General features: G+C 39.3%; 20 protein-coding genes. 14 read left to right on the top strand and 6 right to left on the bottom strand.

Annotated features, from left to right (window positions below; all coding sequences use genetic code 11):
- Positions 1-59 precede the first annotated feature (59 nt).
- Both QE450_RS06905 and QE450_RS06910 read right to left on the bottom strand, forming a co-directional pair.
- A complete protein-coding gene (locus tag QE450_RS06905) occupies positions 60-1,379 on the bottom strand; it encodes an MFS transporter (RefSeq protein ID WP_307298042.1) in 1,320 nt (439 codons plus the stop codon).
- A 120-nt stretch (positions 1,380-1,499) separates the two neighbouring features.
- Positions 1,500-2,483 (bottom strand): FecCD family ABC transporter permease, encoded by a 984-nt coding sequence (locus tag QE450_RS06910; RefSeq protein ID WP_307298043.1) that lies wholly within the window; start codon positions 2,481-2,483, stop codon positions 1,500-1,502.
- 284 nt (positions 2,484-2,767) lie between these two features.
- On the opposite strand from QE450_RS06910, the gene QE450_RS06915 reads away from it, so the two are divergent.
- The gene (locus QE450_RS06915; RefSeq protein WP_307298045.1) at positions 2,768-3,643 is read left to right on the top strand and encodes an aminoglycoside 6-adenylyltransferase; all 876 of its coding nucleotides are present in this window, start codon (positions 2,768-2,770) and stop codon (positions 3,641-3,643) included.
- A gap of 82 nt (positions 3,644-3,725) precedes the next feature.
- Here the strand turns inward: QE450_RS06915 and QE450_RS06920 are convergent, their stop codons facing one another.
- The 3 genes from QE450_RS06920 to QE450_RS06930 all read right to left on the bottom strand — a co-directional run bounded on the left by QE450_RS06920 (position 3,726) and on the right by QE450_RS06930 (position 6,697).
- The gene (locus QE450_RS06920) at positions 3,726-4,784 is read right to left on the bottom strand and encodes a S66 family peptidase (protein ID WP_307298047.1); all 1,059 of its coding nucleotides are present in this window, start codon (positions 4,782-4,784) and stop codon (positions 3,726-3,728) included.
- 66 nt (positions 4,785-4,850) lie between these two features.
- Complete coding sequence (locus QE450_RS06925; RefSeq protein ID WP_273615960.1) at positions 4,851-5,825, bottom strand: aldo/keto reductase; 975 nt, start codon at positions 5,823-5,825, stop codon at positions 4,851-4,853.
- Positions 5,826-5,920: 95 nt separating this feature from the next.
- Positions 5,921-6,697 carry an ABC transporter ATP-binding protein gene (locus QE450_RS06930; protein WP_307298051.1) on the bottom strand — a complete coding sequence of 259 codons (777 nt, stop codon included), beginning with the start codon at positions 6,695-6,697 and terminating at the stop codon, positions 5,921-5,923.
- 94 nt (positions 6,698-6,791) lie between these two features.
- Here QE450_RS06930 and QE450_RS06935 point away from each other — a divergent pair, with 94 nt between their 5' ends.
- The 10 genes from QE450_RS06935 to QE450_RS06980 all read left to right on the top strand — a co-directional run bounded on the left by QE450_RS06935 (position 6,792) and on the right by QE450_RS06980 (position 20,927).
- Positions 6,792-7,742, top strand: coding sequence for an ADP-ribosylglycohydrolase family protein (locus QE450_RS06935; RefSeq protein ID WP_307298052.1), 951 nt, complete (start codon positions 6,792-6,794; stop codon positions 7,740-7,742).
- A 2-nt stretch (positions 7,743-7,744) separates the two neighbouring features.
- On the top strand, positions 7,745-8,473 hold the full coding sequence (locus QE450_RS06940; RefSeq protein WP_273615963.1) for a DUF1361 domain-containing protein: 729 nt from the start codon (positions 7,745-7,747) through the stop codon (positions 8,471-8,473).
- 9 nt (positions 8,474-8,482) lie between these two features.
- The gene (locus QE450_RS06945) at positions 8,483-10,231 is read left to right on the top strand and encodes a sensor histidine kinase (RefSeq protein ID WP_307298055.1); all 1,749 of its coding nucleotides are present in this window, start codon (positions 8,483-8,485) and stop codon (positions 10,229-10,231) included.
- 9 nt (positions 10,232-10,240) lie between these two features.
- The gene (locus QE450_RS06950; protein ID WP_273615965.1) at positions 10,241-11,845 is read left to right on the top strand and encodes a response regulator; all 1,605 of its coding nucleotides are present in this window, start codon (positions 10,241-10,243) and stop codon (positions 11,843-11,845) included.
- Positions 11,846-11,993: 148 nt separating this feature from the next.
- Entirely contained in the window at positions 11,994-13,661 is a 1,668-nt protein-coding gene (locus QE450_RS06955; RefSeq protein WP_273615966.1) for a type 2 periplasmic-binding domain-containing protein, read from the top strand.
- Positions 13,662-13,823: 162 nt separating this feature from the next.
- Positions 13,824-14,714 (top strand): ABC transporter permease, encoded by an 891-nt coding sequence (locus tag QE450_RS06960; RefSeq protein ID WP_273615967.1) that lies wholly within the window; start codon positions 13,824-13,826, stop codon positions 14,712-14,714.
- Between the two features lie 73 nt (positions 14,715-14,787).
- Entirely contained in the window at positions 14,788-15,666 is an 879-nt protein-coding gene (locus QE450_RS06965) for a carbohydrate ABC transporter permease (protein ID WP_204824358.1), read from the top strand.
- 248 nt (positions 15,667-15,914) lie between these two features.
- Entirely contained in the window at positions 15,915-17,978 is a 2,064-nt protein-coding gene (locus tag QE450_RS06970) for a beta-galactosidase (RefSeq protein WP_307298058.1), read from the top strand.
- Positions 17,979-18,239: 261 nt separating this feature from the next.
- The gene (locus tag QE450_RS06975) at positions 18,240-19,217 is read left to right on the top strand and encodes a LacI family DNA-binding transcriptional regulator (RefSeq protein ID WP_301263398.1); all 978 of its coding nucleotides are present in this window, start codon (positions 18,240-18,242) and stop codon (positions 19,215-19,217) included.
- 237 nt (positions 19,218-19,454) lie between these two features.
- Complete coding sequence (locus QE450_RS06980) at positions 19,455-20,927, top strand: glycoside hydrolase family 32 protein (protein ID WP_307298060.1); 1,473 nt, start codon at positions 19,455-19,457, stop codon at positions 20,925-20,927.
- Between the two features lie 561 nt (positions 20,928-21,488).
- On the opposite strand, the gene QE450_RS06985 is transcribed toward QE450_RS06980, so the two are convergent.
- A complete protein-coding gene (locus tag QE450_RS06985) occupies positions 21,489-22,532 on the bottom strand; it encodes a glycoside hydrolase family 53 protein (protein WP_307298061.1) in 1,044 nt (347 codons plus the stop codon).
- 579 nt (positions 22,533-23,111) lie between these two features.
- Here QE450_RS06985 and QE450_RS06990 point away from each other — a divergent pair.
- The 3 genes from QE450_RS06990 to QE450_RS07000 all read left to right on the top strand — a co-directional run bounded on the left by QE450_RS06990 (position 23,112) and on the right by QE450_RS07000 (position 26,065).
- Positions 23,112-24,311 carry a stalk domain-containing protein gene (locus QE450_RS06990; RefSeq protein ID WP_307298062.1) on the top strand — a complete coding sequence of 400 codons (1,200 nt, stop codon included), beginning with the start codon at positions 23,112-23,114 and terminating at the stop codon, positions 24,309-24,311.
- Positions 24,247-24,717, top strand: coding sequence for an N-acetylmuramoyl-L-alanine amidase family protein (locus QE450_RS06995; RefSeq protein ID WP_307298064.1), 471 nt, complete (start codon positions 24,247-24,249; stop codon positions 24,715-24,717). Before QE450_RS06990 ends, QE450_RS06995 begins: the two co-directional genes overlap by 65 nt.
- 157 nt (positions 24,718-24,874) lie before the next feature.
- Entirely contained in the window at positions 24,875-26,065 is a 1,191-nt protein-coding gene (locus QE450_RS07000; protein ID WP_307298066.1) for a C40 family peptidase, read from the top strand.
- The last annotated feature ends 216 nt before the right edge of the window (positions 26,066-26,281 follow it).

Genomic DNA, 26,281 nt, shown 5'->3' on the forward strand with positions numbered 1-26,281 from the left:
AAGCATCCTGCAATATCACAGGATGCTTTTTTATATGTTGGTATATTGATCAATGATAATTATGACGAAGGAACAGCTTGAACATGATTATTTGTAGGCTTACGGAACATAAAGTAATATAACAACGAAGAGATCGTATAGAGTACACCCGTAATACTAAATGCAATCGCATATCCCCAATAGGTGCCATAGCTAGTGACCAGATATGATTGTACCGGCCCCATACTTGCCCAGCCTAACATAAATACCGTCTGCATCAATGAGTTAGCGATACTGCGCCTTTTGTCAGATACCCGATCAACCATAATCGAAGATTGAAGAGGATTGGCAGCATTCATCAACGCTTGTCGGAACAAAAAGCTCACCGAAGCGATAATCAATACATTGGTGAATCCTGTAAGTAATAAGAAGGGTAATGACAATAACTGAAATACTACTACCGCTCGCACAGCACCGATTCGTGCCGCCAAAGAAGGCCCTAGTAACATCGAGACAATCGTCATTAATTGTCCTAACGAGATCAATATACTCATCGATGTTAACGAAACGGCAAACCGATTGGTAAAGTAAAGATTTAAGTAAGGAACAACTAATCCAGAACCTAGCCCTGTCAATAACTGTGCTAGTAGAAAGCGGCTAATAAATACAGTATCTGAATGAGTAGTAGAAGGAGCGGCTGTAGATGTTGGTGAAATAACAGGTGCTGATTGTTCTGCCGCCTGCTTATGTTCTATTGTGTTGACAGAAGGTGCTGAAGAAACCGCTGAAACAGGATGTTCACGAATCATCGCCATCGGGATAAATGAAGCTAGAGTCGCAATACTACCAAGTAATAGTACTAACTGTAAGCTTAATACATATGTAAGTCCTGTAAATTGCAAAAGATCTGCAAGTACACCACCGCCTGTATTACCGAGTACTTGCGCAGCCAGTGTAAGACAGGCAAGGTAACTAAACATTCGTAGACGCTTTGATTTTGCTACATTTTCAGCTAGAAAAGGAATAGCCATCACTTGAAAAATAGAAGCAAATATACCGGAACAGATCGCTAATAATAGTAGACTTTGTTCACCTATCGCAAATGACCTACCCACAAAAAACAAACCACTGGCTAAAGCACCGAGTACCAGTAACTTTTTACGGCTAAATCGGTCGCCCATCAATCCGACAGGGATAAATAAAATAGCTGTAGCTAACGATTGAATACTAATAATACGTCCATTCATTACATCGGGGTAACCAAGCCCTTGAATATACAAATTATAAAGCACACTGAACATTCCTGTACCTATTTGGTAAAATAAATTCGCCCAGAAAAATAACCGCACATTGTGCGGCCAACTGCGTATTTCATTCCAGATCGATAGTAGTACACGCATGTGATATGCCTCCCTTGGTGTATGTATCCGCAATCAACCTTCGTAGTATAACAGTTTGTGGTTTATTTATAAAGCCAACGTGAAGGAGAAGCAGATGCATACAGCAAAAGAGTCTGTGTATTAAGAATAACGAAGTATCGTTTTCTCTATTTCTTTACCGATTTGATAAATAAGAAAAGGAGCTCCAATAATAACAGTGATCGGCATGACCGAGATATCAAAAATCGGATCAATCGTACGTGATATAATATCCAACCCTAGAATCAGAACACTACCATAAATAGCTGAACCTAGAATAAGCCAGCGAATCGGCGGATTTTTGAGAAAAAATCGTAATATACTTGGAATAATAATACCTACCAATCCAAGTGGTCCTGCTAACATAGTAGAGATACTCGTCATCAAGATCACCATGAGCATACAAATAAGAGTTGCCCAGCTTAAAGAAACAGAACGAACAGCATCCGAGCGATGTTGTACTCGTAATGAGAGTGACCAGCAGATTAAGATAGCTACTACAGTAACAGGCAACAATACCCAGATCGTAAAGCGTGGATTCCCTAGCATAATCGGATTGACTAGATGATCGATATAATCAATCGTAGAATAAGAAGAATACATCATAATCGAAATACAGGTAATAATGCATACCGCCACAATACCGCCGCTAATTTGCCGTAACGATTTTACTTTCCAGGGTAATAACTTCGCAATACTGTAAGCGAATAATCCTCCTAGAGCTGCTCCTGCAATAGCCCATACCATAATCATCCACTGATTCAATGAAGGAGAAAAAATAATAATAATACATAACGCTAATGCAGTTCCTTGAGTTAGTCCCATCGTAGAAGGAGAAGTCATCGTATTGCGTGAAATATACTGCATCACTGTACCCGATACCGCCAGACAAGCACCAACTAGAATACAACCTAATGTGCGAAAAATAGATGAATAGCGTGAATAAAAATTTTCGTTATTAATAGTTACTGAAAAATAACATTCGATGATTGCTAAAACAACACCAATAATCAGTACCATCACAATATAATGAGGTACACGTTGAGGAGTTGCAGAAGCATCTGGAATCGCTGTAGAGCGAGACATAAAACAATTCACTCCTTTATGATATTGAGTATTTATCCAAATCTACATATGTAAGTGCTACATGACTATCTTATAAGAGGTCAGCCTATAGATATTGCTTTGTAGAGTACTTTATTATTATCGGAAAGAACCTTGTTATTTTTCACTGTTGGAGCAAAAATTTACATAATTAATAAAAATACAACAAAAATTCAAAGCTAGCCGACTTTTAATATGGTAAACTTTGTTAAAATAAACAAAAGATTTCATCAACGAATCAATTTACAGACAGGTGGGGTAAAGCAGTGAATACAATCAAATCACAAGAGCAGATTATCCATATGATTATGACATGGGCAGCACAGACAGCCAATATTCGTGCTGTCGTATTAGCAGGAGTTCATGCAAATAATCCAAGCAATACTAATCCTTTAGAAACGTATCATTTTCAACTTATTGTCAACGAATTGAATACGATGATCTGGCAAGAAGATTGGTTACACATATGTGGAGAGCCATTAACTACATTACAACATATTCGTCATCATTCTGTGACAGGCGCCGTTGCTTGCACCCAAAATGTGTTATATACCGATGGGGTAGAGGTTGAATTTCAAATATATCCGATCAGTGAATGGGAAAATCAGATCGATAACGAATTGTCTGCTTCTACTACACCTGTATATCAAATATTACTGGATAAAGATCATCGGATTCAAGATTCGATCGTTGTACTGGATCAGCAATCGGTACGCTTAAATAAACCAGTTCGACACGAATATGAGCAGGTTCAGCACGAATTTTGGTGGTATTGTATGCAAACAGCCAAGAGCCTTTTACAACAACAAGTGTTGCTTGCCAAATATCAACTAGATCATATTCTTCGTATTCGTTATTTAGAAAAGATGCTTGATTGGTATGCAGGTAGTCAACATCAATGGGATATTCTGTACCATCATGATCGTGCAGGATACCGACAACAGTTAGAACCGGAATTAGCTCGATCATTAACACAGACGTATGCTGGCGATAACATAGAAGAGAATTGGAACAGCTTACTGCATATGATCCATTTGTTCCGACATTTATCTATCCATGTAGCAGAAGCGACAGATTATGTGTATGATCATGAACAAGATCAACGGATGATTCAATATGTACAACAACTCAAACCTGAATAAATATAGATTATGCTCTTTACACTATGTATATTCAAAAAGACTGAATCCCGGGTTCTCCCAAGATTCAGTCTTTTGTTTGGATTTAACGTAATACTTGTTGAACAGTCCCTGATCCGATAGCCGTCTGAACACGAGCCATAGCTCCATTGATTAGTGTCAGTTGTGGAGGAATATGTCCAATATCTACATTATAAATAACAGGAATCTGTTGCTCTCCAAATACAGATTGTAACGCATCTTGAATTTCAAAATTTTTGACAGGTGTATATCCAGCAGGTCTACCGATAAGAACTCCGCGTGTATGCTGGAACCAACCTGCTTGATTCATTTGCCAGAGGTGGCGGTAGATATCACCAGCATTCATTTCACAGCTTTCCAGATACCATATAAACCCTTCGTCTTGATGATAATGCTCAATAAAATCAGGCACAGGAGACCATGGTGTCCCGATTAGTGCAGCAATCACATCCATACATCCGCCAATTAAGCGACCTGTGAATTCAAGTGAAGCTTCTGGTTGATCTTCATGCCCGAGAATCTTCCATTCTGTAGGTGTATCCAGATTAAAATTAGGCTTAGAATAATCGCTATGAGTCTGATGATAAGCTGAAGAATGTTGTTCTATTTGATCTCCAGAGACAGAAGACAATAGATCTTGCCAGCGAATAGTGAGATCATCATCCGCTCCAGAGATATCAATAACTCCCGGCCCATGAGCAGAAGCGTAACCTGTCATCAAAGTATACGTAAATGTTAATGTGCTAATATCTGAAAATCCTAAAATCCATGTAGGTGTAGCTTGACGAATCTTCTCCCAATTCAATAATGGTAAAATATCCATTAGAAATTCTCCACCCCATGGAGGAATAATCGCTTTAACTTTGTCATCAAGCAAGAATTGCTCCAGTTCTGCTGCACGTTGTTCTTTAGGTAGACTTACACATTTATCATTTGTCCATACACTACTACCTACGCGTGTCTGATATCCTAATTGATGTAGATAAGCAGTAGAACGATGAATCAAATGATGAATCTCTGCTTCTAGTCCGCTAGATGGAGCGATAATACCGATAAGGTCACCTGCTTGCAAAGGAGCAGGGTATATAATGTGTGAATGATAATTAGATGAATGATTTGCCATAATACATAAGCCTCCTACGAATCGGATACAATATTAATTTAAAATACTTATAGATAGCTACTTTGATTATATGCGATAACTAGCAAAAGGTTCACCATTCTTATTCGAGCGACTCATTTCATCTAATCGTGCTTCTACTTCTTCATTAATGATATAGTCCAGGCTGTCCAGATTATTTTCCAATTGTTCAGTACGGGTAGCACCTACAATGACTGTAGCAACCGCAGGACGTTTTAATAACCATGCTAGCGCAAGGGTAGCAGGTTCAGTAGAACGATTTTGAGCATATAGTTTTAAAACTTCTCCTAGATTGATCCGTTGCGTATTAAAAAAGCGCTGGAATGAAGGGTCTGTCTCCGCACGCGAACCAGCAGGAGAAGAGTGGTTGTCCGAATATTTACCTGTCAGAATTCCACCTGCCAGCGGAAAGTATGGAATAATACCAAGTCCTTGATCCAGACAAAGAGGAACCATCTCCTGCTCTGGCGTACGATCAGCTAAAGAATACGAGGTTTGAAGCGATACATACCGATTGAGATTCAACTGATCGCTGATACTTAAAGCTTTCATTAATTCCCATGCAGCATAGTTAGAAGCTCCGATATACCGTACTTTGCCTGAGCGCACCATATCGTCTAATGTGCGTAATGTTTCTTCCAGTGGAGTATAAGGGTCGAATGTATGAATTTGATACAAGTCTACATAATCAGTCTGCAACCGTTTGAGACTTTGATCCAGTTCACGTTCTAGATGATAACGAGAAGAACCGCGATCATTAGGGCCTTCTCCTGTCGGAAGCCCTGCTTTGGTTGTTAATACCACTTGCTGACGTTTACCACCTTGCAAGCCTTCCCCGATAATTTGTTCTGAAGCTGTTCCTGCATAGATATTAGCGGTATCGATAAAATTAATTCCACGATCGATAGCCGTATGTAAAATACGAATAGACGTTGCCCGATCTGCACGTTTACCAAAAGAGTTGGTTCCCAGACCTAATTCAGATACTTTTAATCCACTTTTTCCAAGATAACGATAGTTCATAGTTATACCCCTTTTATGATATTTATTCTGTGTTGTATCTCTTTTGTGAGTTATTTACAATGACATATAGAACTTGGTACCGATTGAATAGATGATTATACTAAGCGAATAGAGTAACGCTGTCCGGGTTCGGATCGTACTTCTACAGCAGTATCGAAAAAAGAGCTGAGTTGATTGGATTCTACCATAGCCTCTGTATCTCCTGCACCGAATACTGCACCATCACGAATCAATAACGTTTTGTTAAAGCAAGGCATAATCTCTTCGATATGATGAGTCACATAGAGCAGTGTAGGCGCATGTTCTTGTGTTGCTATCGACTGTACACGATGCAGTAATTGATCACGTGAAAAAATATCAAGCCCTGTACAAGGTTCATCTAAAATAAGCAATTCCGGCGAAGCCATCAAAGCTCTAGCAATCAGAATACGTTGCCGCTCGCCTTGAGATAAGGTATCATAAGTGCGTCCTACTAGCCTTTCAGCATCCAATTGCTTCATAATAGATAAAGCTTGTGCGTGGTCTTGTTCTTCAATCTGATCGTAAATACCAATCGAAGCAAATTTACCACTGAGAACAATTTTTTCTGCTTTTTCATGACCATGTAATCGTTGTTGCATCGATGTACTGACCCAACCGATCTTTTTGCGATGTTCTCGTAGATCCACTGAACCAAATTGTTCGCCCAGAACATTGATACTACCTGTTGTAGGCCAAATATAGCCGTTGATCATATTTAATAATGTGGTTTTGCCTGAGCCGTTGAGACCGAGTAAGCACCAATGTTCTCCTGATTGCACTTGCCAGGAAATATCATTGATAATCATAGTCTGATCTCTGCGCCAGCTAGCGTGTTGTACATCAATAATCATATAGGCTCACTCCTCATAAGTTTGGAAATTATTATAGCATTAAATGATTTACACTTTGAAATGTAAAATGAATTGAAGAAGGAGACTACATAATATGACATTTATAAACCATTCTAGTAAAGATGGAATCATCGGATTGTTAGTTGGAGATGCTGTAGGTGTACCTTATGAATTTTTGGATCGGGAAACGATTGCTCGTCATCCTGCTGTAGATATGATTGGTTATGGCACTCATCAACAGCCAGCAGGCACATGGTCTGACGATGGAGCATTGACTGTAGCTCTATTAGTAAGTCTTATCCATCACCCTGAATTGGACACCATTGATCTGGGTAGACGGTTTATTCAATGGTATCGTCAGGGCATTTGGGCAGCTCGTGGTGAGGTGTTTGATATTGGAATTGCTACTCGCAAAGCGATTGCTCATATCGAACAAGATCCGACTCGACCAGAACAAGCAGGGGGCAATGATGAGTATAGCAATGGAAATGGATCTTTAATGCGAATCCTGCCTTTAATTTATAAACTGGTGAATAAAGATGCGGCTACACGTCTGGACTGGATTACACGTGTCTCTTCTTTAACACATCGTCATCCTGTATCTATACTTGGCGGTCTTATTTATGTTGAAATCGGCATACAGTTATTACAATCGCCTCCATCGACGACGTTGAAACAATGCTATCAACAAGCTTGTCAGCATATCAATGTTCAATATGCAGATTATCCTGAAATAGAACGGTATCAACGTTTACTAAGTGGCGAGATAGATCAATTTCCAATCGAAGAAATCTCTTCAAGCGGTTATGTAGTGCATACTTTAGAAGCAAGTATCTGGGTATTGCTTCATACTTCTAATTATCGGGAAGCGATTTTACAAGCGGTGAATCTAGGAGAAGATACCGATACGACTGCGGCTGTAGCAGGAGGACTTGCGGGTATTTATTACGGATATGAGCAAATACCTAAAGAATGGCTTCATCCATTAGCCCGACTGGAAGAAATGGTAGAATATTGCGAGCAATTTGATCAGCAAGGGGAATAATAATGAATAATAAATACGATATCTGGGGAACTAAAGTCTGGACAGGTAAAATCATAGTATTAATCATATTGTTACTCGCTACAGGCTTTTGTGTAGCACTGGGCATTCATTTGCGAAATGCTACAGGGCGAGATATTTACCGTTATCTCAACTGGGACATTTTTCTAGGATGGGTTCCTATCGGACTGGCTTTGTTGATTGATGGAGTGATGAAGTTACGCCGATCATGGATAAGAAATGTATTAGTACTCGGAGCCGGTATTGTCTGGTTATTATTTTATCCTAACTCTGTCTATCTGGTAACAGATACATTGCATCCATTTGTGCATTATGAAGCACCTGCCGGGCAACGATTTTTATTTCAGTTAGAGTTTTGGTATCATCTCTTTTTGTTTTTTGTAGCAGCGATCTTAGGTCTGGGATTAGGCACGTATTCGCTATCTTCTATCCAACAATTGGTTCGTGAGCATTATGGTGTAGTGCGTTCATGGATATTTGCTCATATCGTGCTCATTCTTAGCAGTATCGGTATTTATATTGGACGCTTTATTCGTTGGAACAGTTGGAATGCGATTACTCATCCCCAATTGATCTGGAAAGATGTTATTGATATCGTTACCGATCCTGTACAATTGCATTTTATGTTCGTTTTTACAGGAATGATCTGGTTTATCAGTCTTGTAGGTTATTTTATGATGCGTGGCGGAATGTTTATGACAAGACGAGGATGATCAACGACTATGTATCGATATAATTTATTTACCAAAATTGTACTGTTAATTGTGATTATGTTAATTCCTATTATGATGCTGTATATCTACTCTAATCGCACCACAACAGAAGTGCTACGCCGTGAGCTGAATCAATCGAATATCAATCAATTGAATTTTTTTCAGACACAGGTGAATACCAATATAGAATTGTTATCTTCATGGCCTAATTTATTGATTCATGATCCTGATATTATGAGTTTTAATGATATTTATTTGCAAAATGGATATCTGAATCTGGATGCGATCACACTGGTCAAACGTATCCAAAGTAAACTCGCGATTCAAGAAAGTTCATCCAACTGGCGCAGTCATTTGTCGATCTACTCGCCAAGCCTTATGCGCTTAGTAACAGACAACGATATGAGTGAATATCGTATCAGTCAGGCGCAACGCTGGGCGAAGCCGGGCTGGCAAGTGACTTCTTTACACGATAACAATCGAACAACATTTAATTTCTCATGGACCACTATTTCTCCTTATACTGCCAGTACGCCTGATTTGCGTGATGCAAGTACAGTGATTCGGGTCGAATTTGATAGCAGCAATATTCAAGATATGCTGGATAAATTCAAAAGCGATGGACGACGTGATCCTTTTTATTACAATCCAGAATTAGGTGTCGTCTATAATCGTTCTGCTGACCATACGTTAACAGATGAATTGATCAGTCATCTTCGAGAAAAGCCATTACAAGAATTAGAAAGTCGTACGATTGAAATATCGGATCAGCAATATATGGTCAATGCAGTTCGTTCAGAAGTAACAGGATGGTATATGGTCGATTATATTCCTCTGGATGATGTGTTACAGCCGATCCATAACTCGAATCGATTATTTTATTTATCCATGATTGCTTTGTTATTGATGAGTTGTCTTGCTTCGTATCTGCTGTACGCGCAGGTGCAGGTTCCGATTCGTCAGTTGATTGCTGGATTCGATCGGTTAAAACAAGAAGATTATTCAGTACGGATACGTCCAAAAGGTAGAAGTGAATTTGCTTATCTATCGATTCGCTTTAATTCTATGGTGGCGCAGATTCAATCGCTATTTGAAAATGTGTATATGGAGAAAATTCATGTGCGTGAAGCAAGACTGAAGCAGTTACAGTCGCAGATTAATCCGCACTTTTTTTACAATTGCTTTTCCTTTATTACCAGTATGGCGAAGCTAAATAACCAGCAGGCAGTTATCGCGATGTCCAAAAATTTGTCTCAATATTATCGCTATACGACCCGTCAAGAACGTGATCTTGTGCCGATGATCGAAGAGATTGATTTTGTACAGAATTATTTGGAGATTCAGCAGATGCGGATGTCTAGATTGAATTATAATATTCATTTGCCAGAAACTATCAAATCGATACTGATTCCGCCCCTTATTGTGCAGCCATTGGTTGAAAATGCAGTTATTCATGGGATTGAGCGTTATTCTTCCGCAGGCTTGATTACGATTACAGGCTGGTATGAGAACGATCAGTGGTTTTTGAGTGTAGAAGATGATGGTAAAGGCATGGAACCAGAAGCATTAACACGTCTGCAACAAAGTCTTTCTGAACCGCTGGGGGAAGAAATGGGTTGTGGATTATGGAATGTGCATCAACGTTTAACATTACGCTTTGGCGAACAATCCGGTGTGCATCTGACTGCATCTGAGTTAGGTGGACTCAAAGTCACATTAAGTTGGACGCCAAATCAAGGAACTAACATTCAGGAGTGAACCGTTACTATGAATATTTTACTTGTCGATGATGAATCTTATGTTACAGAAAGTTTGGAACTCACGATTCCATGGACAGAATTAGGCATTGAAGAAGTCTACCGCGCGGATTCTGTAGATCAGGCGCTATTGGCTTTGAACACATATGATATTGATATTGTAGTCACTGATATTCGTATGCCTGACCGTGATGGATTAGAGTTACTGGCAGAGATAGGGAATACATGGCCACATATTCGCACACTTGTATTGACCGGTTATTCGGATTTTGAGTATGCACAGAAAGCGATTCGTCTCAAAGCAGGTGATTATATTTTAAAACCTGTCGATGATGATCCTTTTATGGAAAGTATTCGTCGTGTAGTCACAGAGATCGAAGCCGAATGGGGACAGACAGATAAATACAATCAGCTTGCTTATCAGCGTCAATCTGAACTTGAGTTGTTGCGTGATGGTTTATTAAATGATCTGTTATTAGGTCGCGAAGCATCTGATCGTAGTATGTTGTCGCGTCTGGACACGTACGGTATTCATATTAAGCCTGATCATACTGCTCAGATGTTATTTGTTCCTCCAGGTTCGTATACGCAGGATCAGACCGAAGAAGCGATTCGTTTGTTAGAATATGCTATTGGTAATATAACGAATGAGATTTTGGGAGAGCATGGTGCTGTCTGGTTAGGACGTGCTCCTCAAGGCGGTCTGGTGATTTTATGGCAGTATGATGCTCAGATGTATGCAGGTTATAAGCTACACATTCGTGAATTGCGGGATAGTGTACATCGTTATTTAAAAACGAACTTGTCATTCTGGGTGAGCGATCCTTTTGTATTCCCGACTGAAATTTCCTCGACGTATCGTCAGATGATGCGTTTTGCTCATTTGGCGTATGCCGCAGCTGAACAAGGAATTCATTTTATTCAAGAACAGCACCAACCATTAGAACGCCCATCGGCAATGAAATTTATGGAGTCGCTCTACAAACCACCGGCATTGATTCATTTGTTAGAGTCAGCTCAATGGAATGCAGCCAAGCAAAAAGTAGATCAAGTATTAGATACGATGGAATCGTTACCTCTTACACATGAACATTTATATGAAGTCTATCTAGCTGTCAGTAATGCACTGGTGTATATGGCTCATCATCATGGATACAAGTTAGCAGCATCGGATTCCGGCGGTCTTGACCCTTTTTCTGCGCAACAGATCACCGGTTCACTAAGCAAACTTCGTTTGTGGTGTAATAGTGTGCTGACTCGTATCGAACTGCAAGGTACACCTTCTGCTTTAGAGCCAAGTCGTAGTCGTATTGTGAAGCAAGTACAAGAAATGGTCGCTGAAAGTCTAGGTCAAGATGTATCGGTCAAAACGATTGCTGATCGTGTATTTTTGCATCCTGTATATCTATCTAAAATCTACAAAACCGAAACAGGTGAAGGACTGGGCGATTATATTATTCGGATTCGCATGGAAAAAGCATTGTATATGCTCAAACATACCAATAGCAAAATTTATGAGATTACCGCAGCGTTAGGTTATCAAAACCCCCAATATTTTAGTAAATTATTTAAAAAACATTACGGAATGACACCAAATGAGTTCCGAGAAACATAAATGATTGCAAAAGGTGCAGGAATGTTATATTCGTGACATAGGCGATTGATGTTCTTGCACCTATACTTAAGAAGTAAGCAAGAAGCAACATGCAAGGTTAACGAACGTGAGTAGAAATAAGCTTGAATGTAAAATAAGGGGGAGCAACATGGGAATCAAGAAAACAGCGACGATCGTCATGAGTACATTACTTGTAGCGGCAAGCCTAGCAGGATGTGGAGGCGGTAAAGAAAGCGCACCTGCGGCGGTCAATACTGAAAACGTATACAAAGAGAAATACGATCCACCGGTAACGATCAGCACAGTATGGGGAGTAGATCCAACATTACAATTTAAAAATGGAGAATCTGCTGAAAATAACGTAGCCACTAAATGGGCAAAAGATAAATTTGGGATAGATATCAAATCTCTCTGGTCTGTAACAGATACGAATGGTGCATTTGCTACCAAAGTTAGATTGGCAATGTCTTCCGGACAAGAAATGCCAGATGTTGTGACAATCGGAGATACCGATTCCCAACTAGCGCAAGACTTGATCGATTCAGGTATGTATAGCGAAGTTGGCCCATTGTTCGACAAGTACGCTTCAGATACATGGAAAAAAGCAATGTCTGAAGATGCTAATGTCTGGAATCCTTATATCCGCGATGGTAAAAAAATGGGTATTCCTGTTCTAGATTATGCGTATAACCATGATTATGTATTATGGATTCGTCAAGATTGGTTAACCAAGCTAAATATGAAAGCGCCTACCACTATGGATGAATTAGAAAAAGTGATGGAAGCTTTCAAAAACAACAATCCAGATGGATTGGCACCAGATAAAGTCATTCCACTGAGTATCGGATTCAAATCTTCTATGAATACATGGATGGGCGATCCTTCCTGGATCTTTGGAGCTTATGGAACGATTCCTCAACAATGGAACTTGGCTTCTGATGGTACATTGCAATACGGTTCGATCCAACCAGGAATGAAAGAAGGTCTGGTGAAGATCAAAGAATGGTTCGACAAAGGATATATTCCGAAAGAAGCAGCACTATGGGATGAAAACAAAACATCTGAACCAGCAGTGGCAGGTACAGCGGGTATTTTACCAGGACCTTACTGGATGAGCGGATGGCCTTTACAAGATACAGTGAAAAACGTACCAAGTGCAGTCTGGAAACCAATCACCATTCCAGTTGGGCCAAATGGCAAAGCAATGCGTCATGGTACAACAACAACGAACGGCGTAACATTAATCAATAAAAACATGAAACACCCTGAAGCATTCTTTACGTACCAAAACTACATGTTCGATCAATTAGCGAATCCGTCTGCAAATAGCGAATTTGATAAAGGTTTATTTAAAGGATATGACTATGATGTAGATTCTTCTGGTAAATTGCTAACAGGCGAAAATATTCCAGGCGGTTATGTAAACAGTGTACGTTATCTATTGGTTCGTGATGGTGCACGTATTCCTAATGCTCAAATGGATGCTTTGATTAAATTAGCAGATGGCGGCAAAGCAGAGACTCGTCTAGAACGTGATATTCAAAATAACTATGGTCCTTTGACACCGGAAGCGGCTAAAGTATTGATGTCTCAGAAAGACAGCTCATATCCAAACATGTTCACAGGTCCAACCACACAAAGTATGAAGACGAAAATGGATTACTTGAACAAAATCGAAAGTCAAACCTTTAACGAAATCATTTATGGTAAATCTCCTATCGATTCATTCGATACTTTTGTACAAACATGGAAAACATCAGGTGGCGATGAAGTTACCAAAGAAGTGAACGATTGGTATAAGAGCGTTCATAAATAAGTAACAGATATCAAGTCCTATTGATCGAACAGTAACAAAAGGATATGAGAAAATAACGACTCTATCCAGAGTCGTTATTTTCTTCCTATCTACTGAACAGCAATATATAGAGATATAGAAATATAGAGGAAATACGATATACAAGGCATTAGGAGGAGAGAAATGAAAACACTACGCAAAAATTGGCCGTTTCATGTCATGCTACTACCATCTATGATTTTCTTACTTATTTTCAGTTATGTACCGATGGCTGGAATCGTGATGGCTTTTCAAGATTACAAACCATGGTTAGGATTTACAGGTTCAGAATGGGTAGGACTTGCTAATTTCCGCTATTTATTTGAACGACAAGATAGTATACAGGTAATCTGGAATACATTGGTTATTGCAGTGTTGAAATTAATTTTTAATTTATTTGTCCCCTTTATTTTTGCTATTTTGTTAAATGAAATTCGTCGTGTGAAATTGCAACGTACGATCCAGACATTAGTATACTTACCGCATTTTCTTTCATGGGTTATTTTGGGTGGTATTTTAATCGATTTGCTGGCAACCGATGGATTTGCTAACCGTATTTTAAGCACATTCGGCGTACAACCGATCTTCTTTCTCGGGGATAATGACTGGTTCCGGTTCACAGTCATTGCATCTGATGTATGGAAGGAATTTGGATACAATACGATCATCTTCTTGGCAACTTTAGCAGGTATCAATCCTTCTCTTTATGAAGCAGCAGAGATGGATGGAGCGACTCGTTGGAAACAAACATTGTACGTAACGATCCCTTCAATGATTCCAATGGTAGCCGTAGTAGGTACGCTGGCACTTGGTAATGTATTGAACGCTGGGTTCGATCAGATATTTAACTTATACAACCCGCTTGTATATGCGAAAGGCGATATTATCGACACCTTCGTCTATCGTACAGCGATTTTGAATGGTGAAATGGGCTTTGGTACAGCGATCGGATTATTCAAATCAGTCATTAGTATGATTCTTATTCTCCTGTCTTACCGTTTGGCGTACAAATGGGCGAACTACCGTATATTCTAAAGGTGATTTGGTAACCTTCGTACAACATCAACGGATCATTTAAAAAGCGAAACGTAAAGGAAAGAGGGAGAATATGTATTTCAAAACTAAAGGATATCGCGTGTTTAATGTATTTAATACTATTTTGCTTATCCTATTATCAATTATGTGTATCATACCTTTAGTGCATGTATTGGCGATTTCACTCAGTTCCAAAGCAGCCGCCGATGCGAATCTAGTAGCACTATGGCCGATTCAATTTTCATTAGAAGCATACAAAAAGACCATGTTTAACCCGGTATTTTTACATTCGATCTGGATATCAGTATTGCGTACTGTGATTGGTACAGCGATCACATTATGTCTAACTTTTTTAGCGGCATATCCATTGTCCAAAGACAATTCGGTCTTTAAAGGACGCAATATTTACTCTTGGATTTTTGTATTCAGCATGGTATTTACAGGTGGATTAGTACCATTTTATATCGTTATTCAGAAATTAGGCTTAATCGATTCATTCTGGGTACTAGTATTGCCTGGCGCTGTAAATACATTCCTTGTTATTCTAATGCTTAACTTTTTCCGCGGAATTCCTAAAGAACTGGAAGAAGCCGCATTTATCGATGGAGCAGGGCCATTCCGTACCTTGTTTACGATTTACTTGCCGATCTCATTACCATCAATCGCAACGATCACTTTATTCAGCATGGTATTCCATTGGAACTCATGGTTTGATGGATTGCTGTACTTAAACAATGCTAGCCAATTCCCATTAGCAACATTCTTACAAACCGTTATTATTCAACAAGATATGAGTTCAATGAGCTCCAGCCCGAAAGAAATGGAATTGATCTCTCAAACAACTGTCAAAGCCGCCCAAATCTTTATCGGCGCAGCACCCATCCTAATCGTCTATCCTTTCTTACAAAAATTCTTTGTTAAAGGTATGACTCTAGGTTCCGTCAAAGAATAGTAAAACCAACTCAAATCTTTCAAAAATCTCTCCCCCTGCTACCCAGTCTATAAGGGCGTACTTTATTTTGTAAAAAGTTGCACCCCTAGCAGAGCGCAGGGAACAAAATCAATTCTAAAGGAAGCCTTTAAGGTTGGATATCGACTGCTTAGCAGTCGATATCCAATCTTACCAGCGACCGACAGAATGATTTTGTTCCCGGAGCGGTCTAACATCAAGCAAATATGTAACCATCAAAGGAGCCAATCATGACCACTATTGAACCAACCTGGAACCATATGCTTCATGGAGCCGATTATAACCCTGAGCAATGGCAACACCGTCCAGATATTTTAGAAGAAGATATTCGCTTAATGAAATTAGCCAAATGTAACGTGATGTCTGTAGGTATTTTCTCTTGGGTAGCATTAGAGCCTGAAGAAGGTGTCTATAACTTTGAATGGCTAGATCGTATATTAGATAACTTTGCAGCGAACGGTATCTCTGCATTATTAGCTACCCCAAGTGGAGCACGCCCGGCGTGGATGTCTGCGAAATATCCTGAAGTGTTACGTGTAGAAGCGAATCGTGTGCGTAATCTGCATGGTTTCCGTCATAATCATTGTTTTACTTCTCCGGTCTACCGCGAAAAGGTAGAAACGATGAACAGCAAATTAGCAGAACGTTATGGGGAGCATCCAGCAGTAATCGGCTGGCATATTTCCAATGAATACGGCGGGGAATGTCATTGTAATTACTGTCAGGATGCATTTCGCACTTGGGTACAGAACAAATACACCACACTGGATAATCTCAATGAAGCTTGGTGGACGAACTTCTGGAGCCATACCTATACCGATTGGTCTCAAGTGGAATCACCTGCACCGCACGGGGAGACACAAGTACATGGTATGAATCTGGATTGGCGTCGTTTTGTGACTGATCAGACGGTAGACTTTTGCCGTCATGAAATAGAGCCTTTACGTAAAATCAATCGTTTGTTGCCTGTAACGACTAACTTTATGTTTACTGGCAATTTCGATGGATTGAACTACTGGAAATTTGCTGATCTATTAGATGTATTGTCATGGGATAGCTATCCAACATGGCATGATCAAGCAGGAGACGCTGTACAAGGAGCAAGTATTGCATTTATGCATGATATTGTTCGCTCTATTAAACAAAAGCCATTCTTATTGATGGAAAGTACTCCAAGCTTAACGAACTGGCAAGATGTCAGTAAAAATAAACGTCCGAATATGCATATGCTATCTTCATTACAAGCAGTTGCACATGGATCGGATTCTGTACAGTATTTCCAATGGCGCAAAAGCCGTGGTTCAAGCGAAAAGTTCCATGGGGCTGTTGTTGACCATGTAGGGCATGAGCATACACGCGTATTTCAAGATGTACAGGATGTAGGGCAAGCGTTATCGAGTATACAAGATATCGTAGGTAGTCATGTTCATGCAGAAGTTGCTGTTATCTATGATTGGGAAAATCGCTGGGCGATCAAAGACAGTCAAGGGCCTCGTAATATCGGCATGAAATACGATCAGACTGTACTTGACTGTTACCGTCCTTTCTGGGAGCGAGGGATTCCTGTCGATGTGATTGATATGGATCAAGATTTATCTAAATACAAAATCGTAGTAGCTCCTATGTTGTATCTTGTACGCGATGGCGTAGGCGAGCGCATGGAGAAATTTGTAGAAGCAGGCGGAACACTCGTAAGTACGTATTGGTCTGGTATCGTAAATGAGACAGATTTATGCTTCTTAGGTGGATTCCCGGGGCCTTTACGCAAAGTACTAGGCATCTGGTCAGAAGAAATTGACGGATTACATGACCATGAGCGCAATCAATTGAAGATGTCAGACAATAATACATTACAATGGCAAGGGACGTATGAAGTGAAAGAACTTTGCGATTTGATCCATTTGGAAAATGCAAAAGCATTAGCTGTGTACGGAGACGACTTTTATGCAGATCGTCCGGCACTGACAGTGAATGAATTTGGTCAAGGCGAAGCTTATTATATTGCAGCTCGCACAGAGTATTCTTTCTTAAATGAGTTGATCGGAAAATTAACCGAACGTCAAGAAATCAAGCGTACATTAGCAGCCGATTTACCTGAAGGAGTGACTGCTCACTCACGTACAAACGACAAAGATGAATTTCTGTTTATTCAGAATTACACATCAACTTCGCAACAGATTTCTTTGGATCAACAAACCTATTATGACATGTTAGCAGAGGCAGACAATACTGGAATATCCAGTAAATTAGAGGTTCCAGCTTATGGAATTCGTGTTCTCAAAAGAAGCATTTAAATCCCAAAAGCAAGGAAGGAATGGAGTACTCGTTCCTTCCTTATTTTTATATACACTTCAATTTTAATCTTTATTTTGATATATATTTGCTGTAAAAATCACCTTCAGATAAATTATATGTCGAAACAATTAAAATAACATTGAATATTGTTGTACTTTCATATATATTGAAATCTGAAAGAAACGTATATAGCGATAGAGAGAAAGTTAAACCGTTTACATTTATTACTTATTATTCAAATTATCAAGAGGGGGAGAGACATGCCGACCATACATGATGTCGCCAAACATGCTGGCGTCACTCCAACAACAGTATCCCGGGTATTAAATAACAGGGGCTATATCAGTGATAAGACTCGTAAAAAAGTGTACTCTTCGATGGAAGAGTTGAACTACCAACCGAACGAAATTGCACGTTCACTCAAAAATAAGCAATCGAATATTATTGGGTTGATTGTGCCGGATGTATCACATCCTTTTTTTGCTTCATTTGCTAGTCATATTGAGTATTTTGCGTATGAAAAAGGAATGAAGGTATTGTTATGTAACTCGCATCTTGATCCGGTCAAAGAAAAAGAATATATCGATATGATGCGTGGTAATCGAGTCGATGGCATTATTATGAGTAGCCATACACTGGAAATAGAACAGTATCAAAATGTGCAAAGCCCTATTGTTACATTTGATCGTCAAATAGGCGATATTCCTTTTATTTCTTCGGATAACTATATGGGAGGCAAGCTGGCAACCGAATTGCTGATTAGTAAAGGCTGCCGTAAGATTGCTCATATTTGTGGAAATTTACAGTTGAATCTACTTGCGAATGAGCGAAGTAAAGCTTTTTTGGATGTAGTCAATGTACATAATGTTGATCATGTTGTCATTGAAACAGATATGAATGTTTTCCATACACGAGAATATCAGCAATTAATCCGCGAACTGTTATTGGATCACCCAGATCTGGATGGCGTGTTTGCAACAAGTGATATTATCGCAGCGTATGTGATCAAAGAATGTATGGAAATGGGCATCCATGTACCTGACCAAATTAAAGTCGTTGGTTATGATGATGTCAGTGTTGCTCCCTGGATTACGCCTTCACTTACAACGATTCGTCAGCCGATTGAAGAGATAGGAAAGTTGTCGATCGCATTATTGAGCCAACAAATTAATAATGAAGACTATATCATCAAAAATCAGCTAGATGTTACTTTGATTGAAAGAGCTTCCACGATGTAGTGTGGGGGTTTTTTATAAAGGGTATGTTAACCGATTGATAGGCATTATTGGGTAATTGCTACCTGCATATGACACCTTGTCACTTTGCCAGTATTTTATATAGAATACACAGGCAGTAATGTGTATGATTGACTTCAACAAATATAATGATTTAGCGTTTCAATATGTGGTACATTTTGAAAGTATGATCTATCATAAAACACTTTCTTATTCGAGCGAAGAAGGGGAAGATTACAGATGAGCTACAGTATTGAGCGGGCTAATGTATTTATTGCTGAATCCAAGCATTTATTAGTAGATCAATATCGTTTACATTATCATTTTATGGGCGAGTTTGGTTGGATTAATGATCCCAACGGCTTTATTCAATACAAAGGTGAATATCATTTATTTTATCAATATCATCCGTATCAACCAGTATGGGGACCGATGCACTGGGGACATGCTGTAAGTAAAGATTTAGTAGAGTGGAGACATCTACCGGTTGCTTTGGCACCGGATCAAGAATACGATCGTGACGGATGTTTTTCAGGAAGTGCGATAGAACATAACGAAGATCTGTATCTATTATATACAGGGCATATCATGACAGGGCCTGATATCACCAAAGACTATTATCAAGTTCAGAATATAGCTGTATCCAAAGATGGGGTTCTTTTTGAAAAAGATGCTCATAATCCAGTGATCAATACCGATCAGATTCCAGCACATACCAGTCAAAAAGATTTCCGCGATCCTAAAGTATTTGTGCGGGATGGACAATTTTATATGGTACTTGGTTCTAATGACGATCAAGGCAAAGGGTTGATTTTGCTATATCGTTCTGCTGATCTGTACACATGGGAATATGTAAATGTCATGGCGCAAAGCGATGGTACATTGGGTGATAACTGGGAATGTCCTGACGTATTCGACTTGGATGGGATAGATGTATTGATGATGTCTCCGCAACGGATGGCTCCTCAAGGCAATAATTATCATAATTTGCACTCCACAGTCTATATGATAGGTAAGCTAAATACAGATACAGGTGTTTTTGATTATAATCAGTATGTTCCGATCGATTATGGTTTTGACTTTTATGCTTGTCAGACTACATTAGACGAACAGGGTAGACGTATTATGATCGGTTGGATGGATAGCTGGGAAGCTGTTATGCCTACACAGAACGGGCATCATTGGGCAGGAGCTATGACATTACCACGTGAAGTGATTCGTGATGGCGAACGATTGTTATTCCGTCCTGTAGCAGAATTAGAGCAATATCGCTTAGATGGATTACATGCAGAATCATTTGAAGTGCAAGGACAACAAGTATTAGATTACAGAGGCGAAAGTTACGAGATGGAACTGACCGTTGATGTTACCAAAACCGAACAATTTGCGATCCATTTGCGTACAGGCGAAGCAGAAACAACAGTGCTTAGCTATTCACCACTAGAGCAATTGTTCCGCTTCAACCGCGATCAATCCGGTATCGGTCCGGGCGGTGAACGTATCACTTCGTTACCCATATCAGAAGGCAAACTACATGTACGCATTTTTGTAGATACATCTTCTATAGAAATCTTCCTACAAGATGGCGAAAAAGTCATGACCGGACGCATTTATCCACAACAAGAATCACAAGGTATTGCGTTATATTCCAATGGCATTACTCAAGTAGAATCTCTACACATCTGGAATCTAGCCCGTCCTGAACGGGTATAGATACATGATGTAAAAAAAGAGCTATTCCTAACTGTATAACAACAGTAGAATAGCTCTTTCACTTTATATTTGAACAATATTTACACACATTTTGTCTACCCATTAAATGATTTTACTTTTTAAATCGTTCTATTCATATTAGACTCAATCTCATCTTAAAAACAATTTACAAACATCCTAATAAAATAATAAAACAAATAATGAAAACTATATTTCATGCCATTCCAAAATAACAATCTTAACGCTTGAAAACTTATCTATAAAAATGAAATCCACAATCCTATAAACCAACTACCTACTACGCAACCCAAAAATCACAACTAAAAGCCACTCCCACCACATTCATCTTTTCTTTTTGGTGTGCTCTAATCCAAATCTACCTCATCGCACAAGCGAAAGGGAAAGTATAGTCCTGAAAGAGCGAAGCGCTCGCCTTTGAAGAAAAATGCCGACTGCCTAGCAGTCATTCCAGGCATTCTTCTTCAACAGCGACGACAAGGACAATACTGCCCCTGAAGCGAGTTCCCTTTTCAGCACCAAACTCAACTATCACTCAAGCTTTTAGTTCAAAAACGCATCTAAAGCAATAGTCACTTTCCCTTTAGAATCAAAAGCACCTTTGGTATAAGCGTACCATGTACCGTAAGACTGAGGCTCCCAATAGAATACGCCTAATCCTTTACCACCGGATACCGAACGTGTTTTGTTCAAAATATCAGTCAAAAATGCTTTGGAGGTTGTAGGATCGCTGGCATCCATGCCAACTTCACAGACCATCACTTCTTTGCCATAACGAGCCACCATATCATTCATATTGGTTAGCGTTTGTTGTGTTAACGTCTGCCAGTTGTTTTTATCAGGATATAATGACATACCGATTACATCATATTTAGCACCATTTGCTTTGAGCCCGTCAAACATCCAGCGGTATAACGAGTTGTCATATCCATTAGATAAATGAACGATAACTTTAGTGCTACTATTTACCGCTTTGGTTGCATCATAACCGGAATTAATCAACCATGCGAAGTTTTTCATATTTGCTGAAGCGCGTCCTTCTTCCCATAACATACCATTGTTCGTTTCATTACCTACTTGTACCCATTCAGGAGTAACACCTTGAGCTTTGAGAGCGGTCAACACATCATACGTATGGTCATAGACAGCTTTCATCAATCCATTAAAATCTTTATTTGCCCAGTCTTTCGGTTTGGTCTGATTCGCAGGATCTGCCCATACATCGCTATAATGGAAATCGATCATAATACGGAATCCCATTTTTTTAGCACGAACGGCTTGTTTGATGACATCTGCTTTATTAGAAAAGTTTTTAGCTGGATTTACCCATACACGTAGACGAATCGAGTTCATCCCATGATCTTTTAAAATTTGTAGCGCATCTTGTTTGACACCTGCGTCATTATAAAAAGCCCAATTGTACGATTCCATCTCTGATAACCAGCCTACATCTGCACCTTTGGCAAAAGTCGCTGCATGTACTGTAGGTGTAAGCGGAACAACACTATAACTTAACCCTGTAAGAATAGAGAGACTAAGTACAACCCCGGATATACGTTTCATGATTTTACCAGACCACTTGAACATAAATAACCTCCTAGAATTTTATTGTATGCGTTTACATTAAATCTTAAAAAATAATTCCTTTTAGCAAGGAACATCACTTATTGTAGCTTGACTATCCTGCTAACGTAACCTATAAAAACTCAATATTTTAGCACTTTTGACAATAAAGATTCGTAAATTCCATTTTTCGTACTTAGGTATACAAAATAATGATTGTTGCTATATCAAGATAGCTCTTACACAATATGTTAAAAACTACAGACTGGTGATTTACAATGTAGAAAATACCCTTTATGATATAACTGCTGTTACATAGTAAAGATTACGTATAACAAACTTAATTTTGCTTACAAAGTTGCTGTTTATATAAACGATTTTTCTTTTTAAAAGGAGTTGCATACGTAATTGGCGAAATAAATAACAAGAATGTTATAAAAATGTTTCAATCGCTTAAAGGTTATGTCTGAACTTACCGATAAATAAGGTATTCAGTATTTCCTTTTGACCACACAATCGGGCTTCTTGACACGCAGTTGTATCACAATAATGACTGGGACATCGCATCATACATAATGTGAACCAGGGAATGGTAGGGATAATATGAAAAAAACAGGTTTGTGGATGCTAACGTTAATAATGATCTTCATGATAGTATTGCCTGCTACAGGACATGCTGCAATTACAGAAAGCACGCATATTAATTTGGATGGACAAGAGCTAGCTTTACCAGCAAGCGGACAAGTAGAGACTGTTAATGGCACAGTGATGGTACCGTTACGTGTGATCGTTGAACAATTGGGCTACAAAGTAGGCTGGTCGAACCGTACACAAACAGCAACAATCAAGCAAGGCAAAACAACATTACAATTAGCAGCAGGAAGTCATACCGCTACCGTTGATGATAAGGCGATTGATTTGCCAGAAGCGCCTTTATTGCAAAATGGAACCACCCTTGTACCGCTTCGATTTATTAGTGAAAATACAGGCACAACTGTGAAATGGGACAATACAGCCAAAACGGTGTACTTGACTACTCCTAAAAAAGTAGTCACTCCTGCAAAAGGTAACCCTACAGACACAACTACGACAGCAGATACGGCTGATCAATCTGCTTTGCAAGCTATTAGCTTTAGTGATAGTCGCTTAACAGTTACATTAAATGGAACAGCATCGCCTAAATATAGTGCTTTGACTAATCCTAATCGGATCGTTCTTGATTTGCCGAAAACAGCTTTTTCTGAATCATTTTTAAATGGTAAAGTGATGAACCTGGGCAATGTAGGCAAAGTAGATGTCACAGGTGATCCAGATGTAGCAGGTATTCGGTATTCTCTATTTAGCAACGAACCTTCTACAGTGCGTGTAGTGATGGATCTTAACAATGCACAGAAATATAAAGTCATTAACAATAACAAAGGTGTAGTTATTGTAGAGTTAGATGGAGCAGTTAAGCCATCTTCTACGATTACGAATGGAAATGGTACAGCCAATAATGGAAATACACAAGTCTCCAGTAATCCAAATACATCAACAGACCCAGTAGTAGTAACCAATCCAGATGGTTCAACATCTACTGATCCGAATAGTGATCCTACGGCTACACCAACCGATACACCTTCCAAAGCTGTACCGGTGACACCAAGTTCTGGCCCTGGTAAAGATGGCAAAAAATTAGTTGTTATTGATGCCGGTCATGGTGGCAAAGATTCAGGAGCAATTAGCATTACAGGCAAATATGAAAAAAAACTTTACTTTACCTGTAGTGCTCAAAATTCAAGCGTTATTGGAACAAGAGCCTGATATTGATTTTGTATTAACACGTAGTGATGATAGCTATCCTACATTGCCGGATCGAGTAAAAGTGGCTAATGATCTGAATGCAGATGTATTTGTATCTATTCATGGAAATAGTACAACTTCTGCTGTTTCTCCAAGCGGTACAGAAATGTATTATAGCCGTTCAAGTAGCTTAACCCTTGCACAGATTGTGCATAAGCATGTAGTAGCTGCGCTTGGATTATCAGATCGTGGTATTCATCAGAAGAGCCTTCATGTGACAAGAGAAACAACAATGCCTGCTATATTGATCGAGGCTGGATATTTAAGCAATCCGACAGATGAAGCTTTGATGTATACCGATGCTTTTCAAGAACAATTGGCAGAAGCAGTTGTGGCTGGAATTAAAGAGTATTTAGGTGTCTCGTAAGCAGGTTATACCATTTCATTGAAACTTTAATGTTTCATTTTAAAGAGTGTGTGGTAATAAACCACGGTAAACTAATGACGAACTTGTCATTTTTAGTGGTTCATACATAACTCTACATATCAGACAGAAGGCAACAGCATTTTCAAGGAGGGCATCTATGAAACGAAATCTCATCACTCTGGTAACAGCAGCTGTGTTACTGACTTCTACGCCTCAAATGATGGAAGCAGCAACAACGCCTGTACCTGTGGGTAAAGTAAATCTACCTGTCAACTTCCGTTCAGGTCCTACACCAGATAGTACAGTATATGGTACACTTCAACCAGGCACTAATATTAAGATTCTGCGCGAAGTTAACAGTTATTGGCTACGGGTAAAAGTAGGAGTCAAAACAGGCTATGTATCGGCAAGCTATATCAATTACACGCCGAAGCCAAAAGAATCTAATCCGGTGAGTACATCACCAGCATCGAATACAGTATCCAGTCAAGAACAATCTTCCAAATTGCAGACTGCTAAAGATACACCGTCAACATTGCAGACTGCTAAAGATACACCGTCAACGCCAACGATTACTCAAGCAAGTGCGCCTGCTCCGGCACCTACAAGCACACCGGTAACACCTATACCACGTACAAATGATCCTGGTACAGGTATTGTAGAACGCGGAGTGAACTTTCGAGCAGAGCCTACAACAGGAAGTGATGTGTTACGAGTATTACCTGTTGGTGAGACATTCAAAGCGTTAGAACAACCTAGTGTATCTTGGATCAAAATTAAAGACAGTACTGGAACAGTAGGGTATGTATCTACAGATTATGTTTCCTATACACTACCTGCATCGGCTACACCTGTTTTGACAAGTCTACCTGTAGATGCTATTCCAGAAGTGGATGATACTCCGTTTCAACCACCTGTGACGGTTACACCGCCACCTACACTTGCAACAGGTTCACCATTAGATGAAGCTACAGCGGATCTTATTTTAGGTAGTGCATTAGCATTACAAGGTATTACACATTATGGATATGGTAAAAATGAAGCACCTACGTTATTCGACTGTTCTTCATTTACACGATATGTATTTGGACAAGCAGGAATTGATCTTGCCTGGGGCACACAATACCAGAAAAATGTAGGTATTGAAGTTGAACGTGGACAATGGCAAAAAGGGGACTTGCTCTTTTTCTCAGGTGGCGACCCGAATGTGATTTCTCATGTAGGCATATACGCTGGCGATAATAAGCTAGTTCATAATAGTGTGAGTTTGGACGGAATTGCTATTTCTAATCTTGATCTAGATTATTGGGTGAAGCATTATGTAACAGCCCGTCGTGTTTTACAATAAATAACAGTGATGTTAAAGCTCTGGTAAATATAAAAGCAAACCGTTATTTTCTTTACAAAGTGTAGAGAAAGGAACGGTTTGCCTTTTTTTATAAAACTATTGTAAGCGTTATCAGAAGTGTGTATACTACACATCATATAAAGGATTGTTACTGCGTGTAGCAGGCAAAACCTAATTTAGCTATAGAAGGACACATCACTGTGTATTTCTAGCGCC

It is taken from the genome of Paenibacillus sp. SORGH_AS_0306, from assembly GCF_030819345.1.
Taxonomy (GTDB): Bacteria; Bacillota; Bacilli; order Paenibacillales; family Paenibacillaceae; genus Saccharibacillus; species Saccharibacillus kyungheensis.

What these genes read in the sequence shown, in the direction of transcription:
- QE450_RS06905 (WP_307298042.1), bottom strand. Translation starts at nt 1,379, where the DNA reads ATGCGTGTACTACTATCGATCTGGAATGAAATACGCAGTTGGCCGCAC.
- QE450_RS06910 (WP_307298043.1), bottom strand. Translation starts at nt 2,483, where the DNA reads ATGTCTCGCTCTACAGCGATTCCAGATGCTTCTGCAACTCCTCAACGT.
- QE450_RS06920 (WP_307298047.1), bottom strand. Translation starts at nt 4,784, where the DNA reads ATGGCAAATCATTCATCTAATTATCATTCACACATTATATACCCTGCT.
- QE450_RS06925 (WP_273615960.1), bottom strand. Translation starts at nt 5,825, where the DNA reads ATGAACTATCGTTATCTTGGAAAAAGTGGATTAAAAGTATCTGAATTA.
- QE450_RS06930 (WP_307298051.1), bottom strand. Translation starts at nt 6,697, where the DNA reads ATGATTATTGATGTACAACACGCTAGCTGGCGCAGAGATCAGACTATG.
- QE450_RS06935 (WP_307298052.1), top strand. Translation starts at nt 6,792, where the DNA reads ATGACATTTATAAACCATTCTAGTAAAGATGGAATCATCGGATTGTTA.
- QE450_RS06940 (WP_273615963.1), top strand. Translation starts at nt 7,745, where the DNA reads ATGAATAATAAATACGATATCTGGGGAACTAAAGTCTGGACAGGTAAA.
- QE450_RS06945 (WP_307298055.1), top strand. Translation starts at nt 8,483, where the DNA reads ATGTATCGATATAATTTATTTACCAAAATTGTACTGTTAATTGTGATT.
- QE450_RS06950 (WP_273615965.1), top strand. Translation starts at nt 10,241, where the DNA reads ATGAATATTTTACTTGTCGATGATGAATCTTATGTTACAGAAAGTTTG.
- QE450_RS06955 (WP_273615966.1), top strand. Translation starts at nt 11,994, where the DNA reads ATGGGAATCAAGAAAACAGCGACGATCGTCATGAGTACATTACTTGTA.
- QE450_RS06960 (WP_273615967.1), top strand. Translation starts at nt 13,824, where the DNA reads ATGAAAACACTACGCAAAAATTGGCCGTTTCATGTCATGCTACTACCA.
- QE450_RS06965 (WP_204824358.1), top strand. Translation starts at nt 14,788, where the DNA reads ATGTATTTCAAAACTAAAGGATATCGCGTGTTTAATGTATTTAATACT.
- QE450_RS06970 (WP_307298058.1), top strand. Translation starts at nt 15,915, where the DNA reads ATGACCACTATTGAACCAACCTGGAACCATATGCTTCATGGAGCCGAT.
- QE450_RS06975 (WP_301263398.1), top strand. Translation starts at nt 18,240, where the DNA reads ATGCCGACCATACATGATGTCGCCAAACATGCTGGCGTCACTCCAACA.
- QE450_RS06980 (WP_307298060.1), top strand. Translation starts at nt 19,455, where the DNA reads ATGAGCTACAGTATTGAGCGGGCTAATGTATTTATTGCTGAATCCAAG.
- QE450_RS06985 (WP_307298061.1), bottom strand. Translation starts at nt 22,532, where the DNA reads ATGTTCAAGTGGTCTGGTAAAATCATGAAACGTATATCCGGGGTTGTA.
- QE450_RS06990 (WP_307298062.1), top strand. Translation starts at nt 23,112, where the DNA reads ATGAAAAAAACAGGTTTGTGGATGCTAACGTTAATAATGATCTTCATG.
- QE450_RS06995 (WP_307298064.1), top strand. Translation starts at nt 24,247, where the DNA reads ATGAAAAAAAACTTTACTTTACCTGTAGTGCTCAAAATTCAAGCGTTA.
- QE450_RS07000 (WP_307298066.1), top strand. Translation starts at nt 24,875, where the DNA reads ATGAAACGAAATCTCATCACTCTGGTAACAGCAGCTGTGTTACTGACT.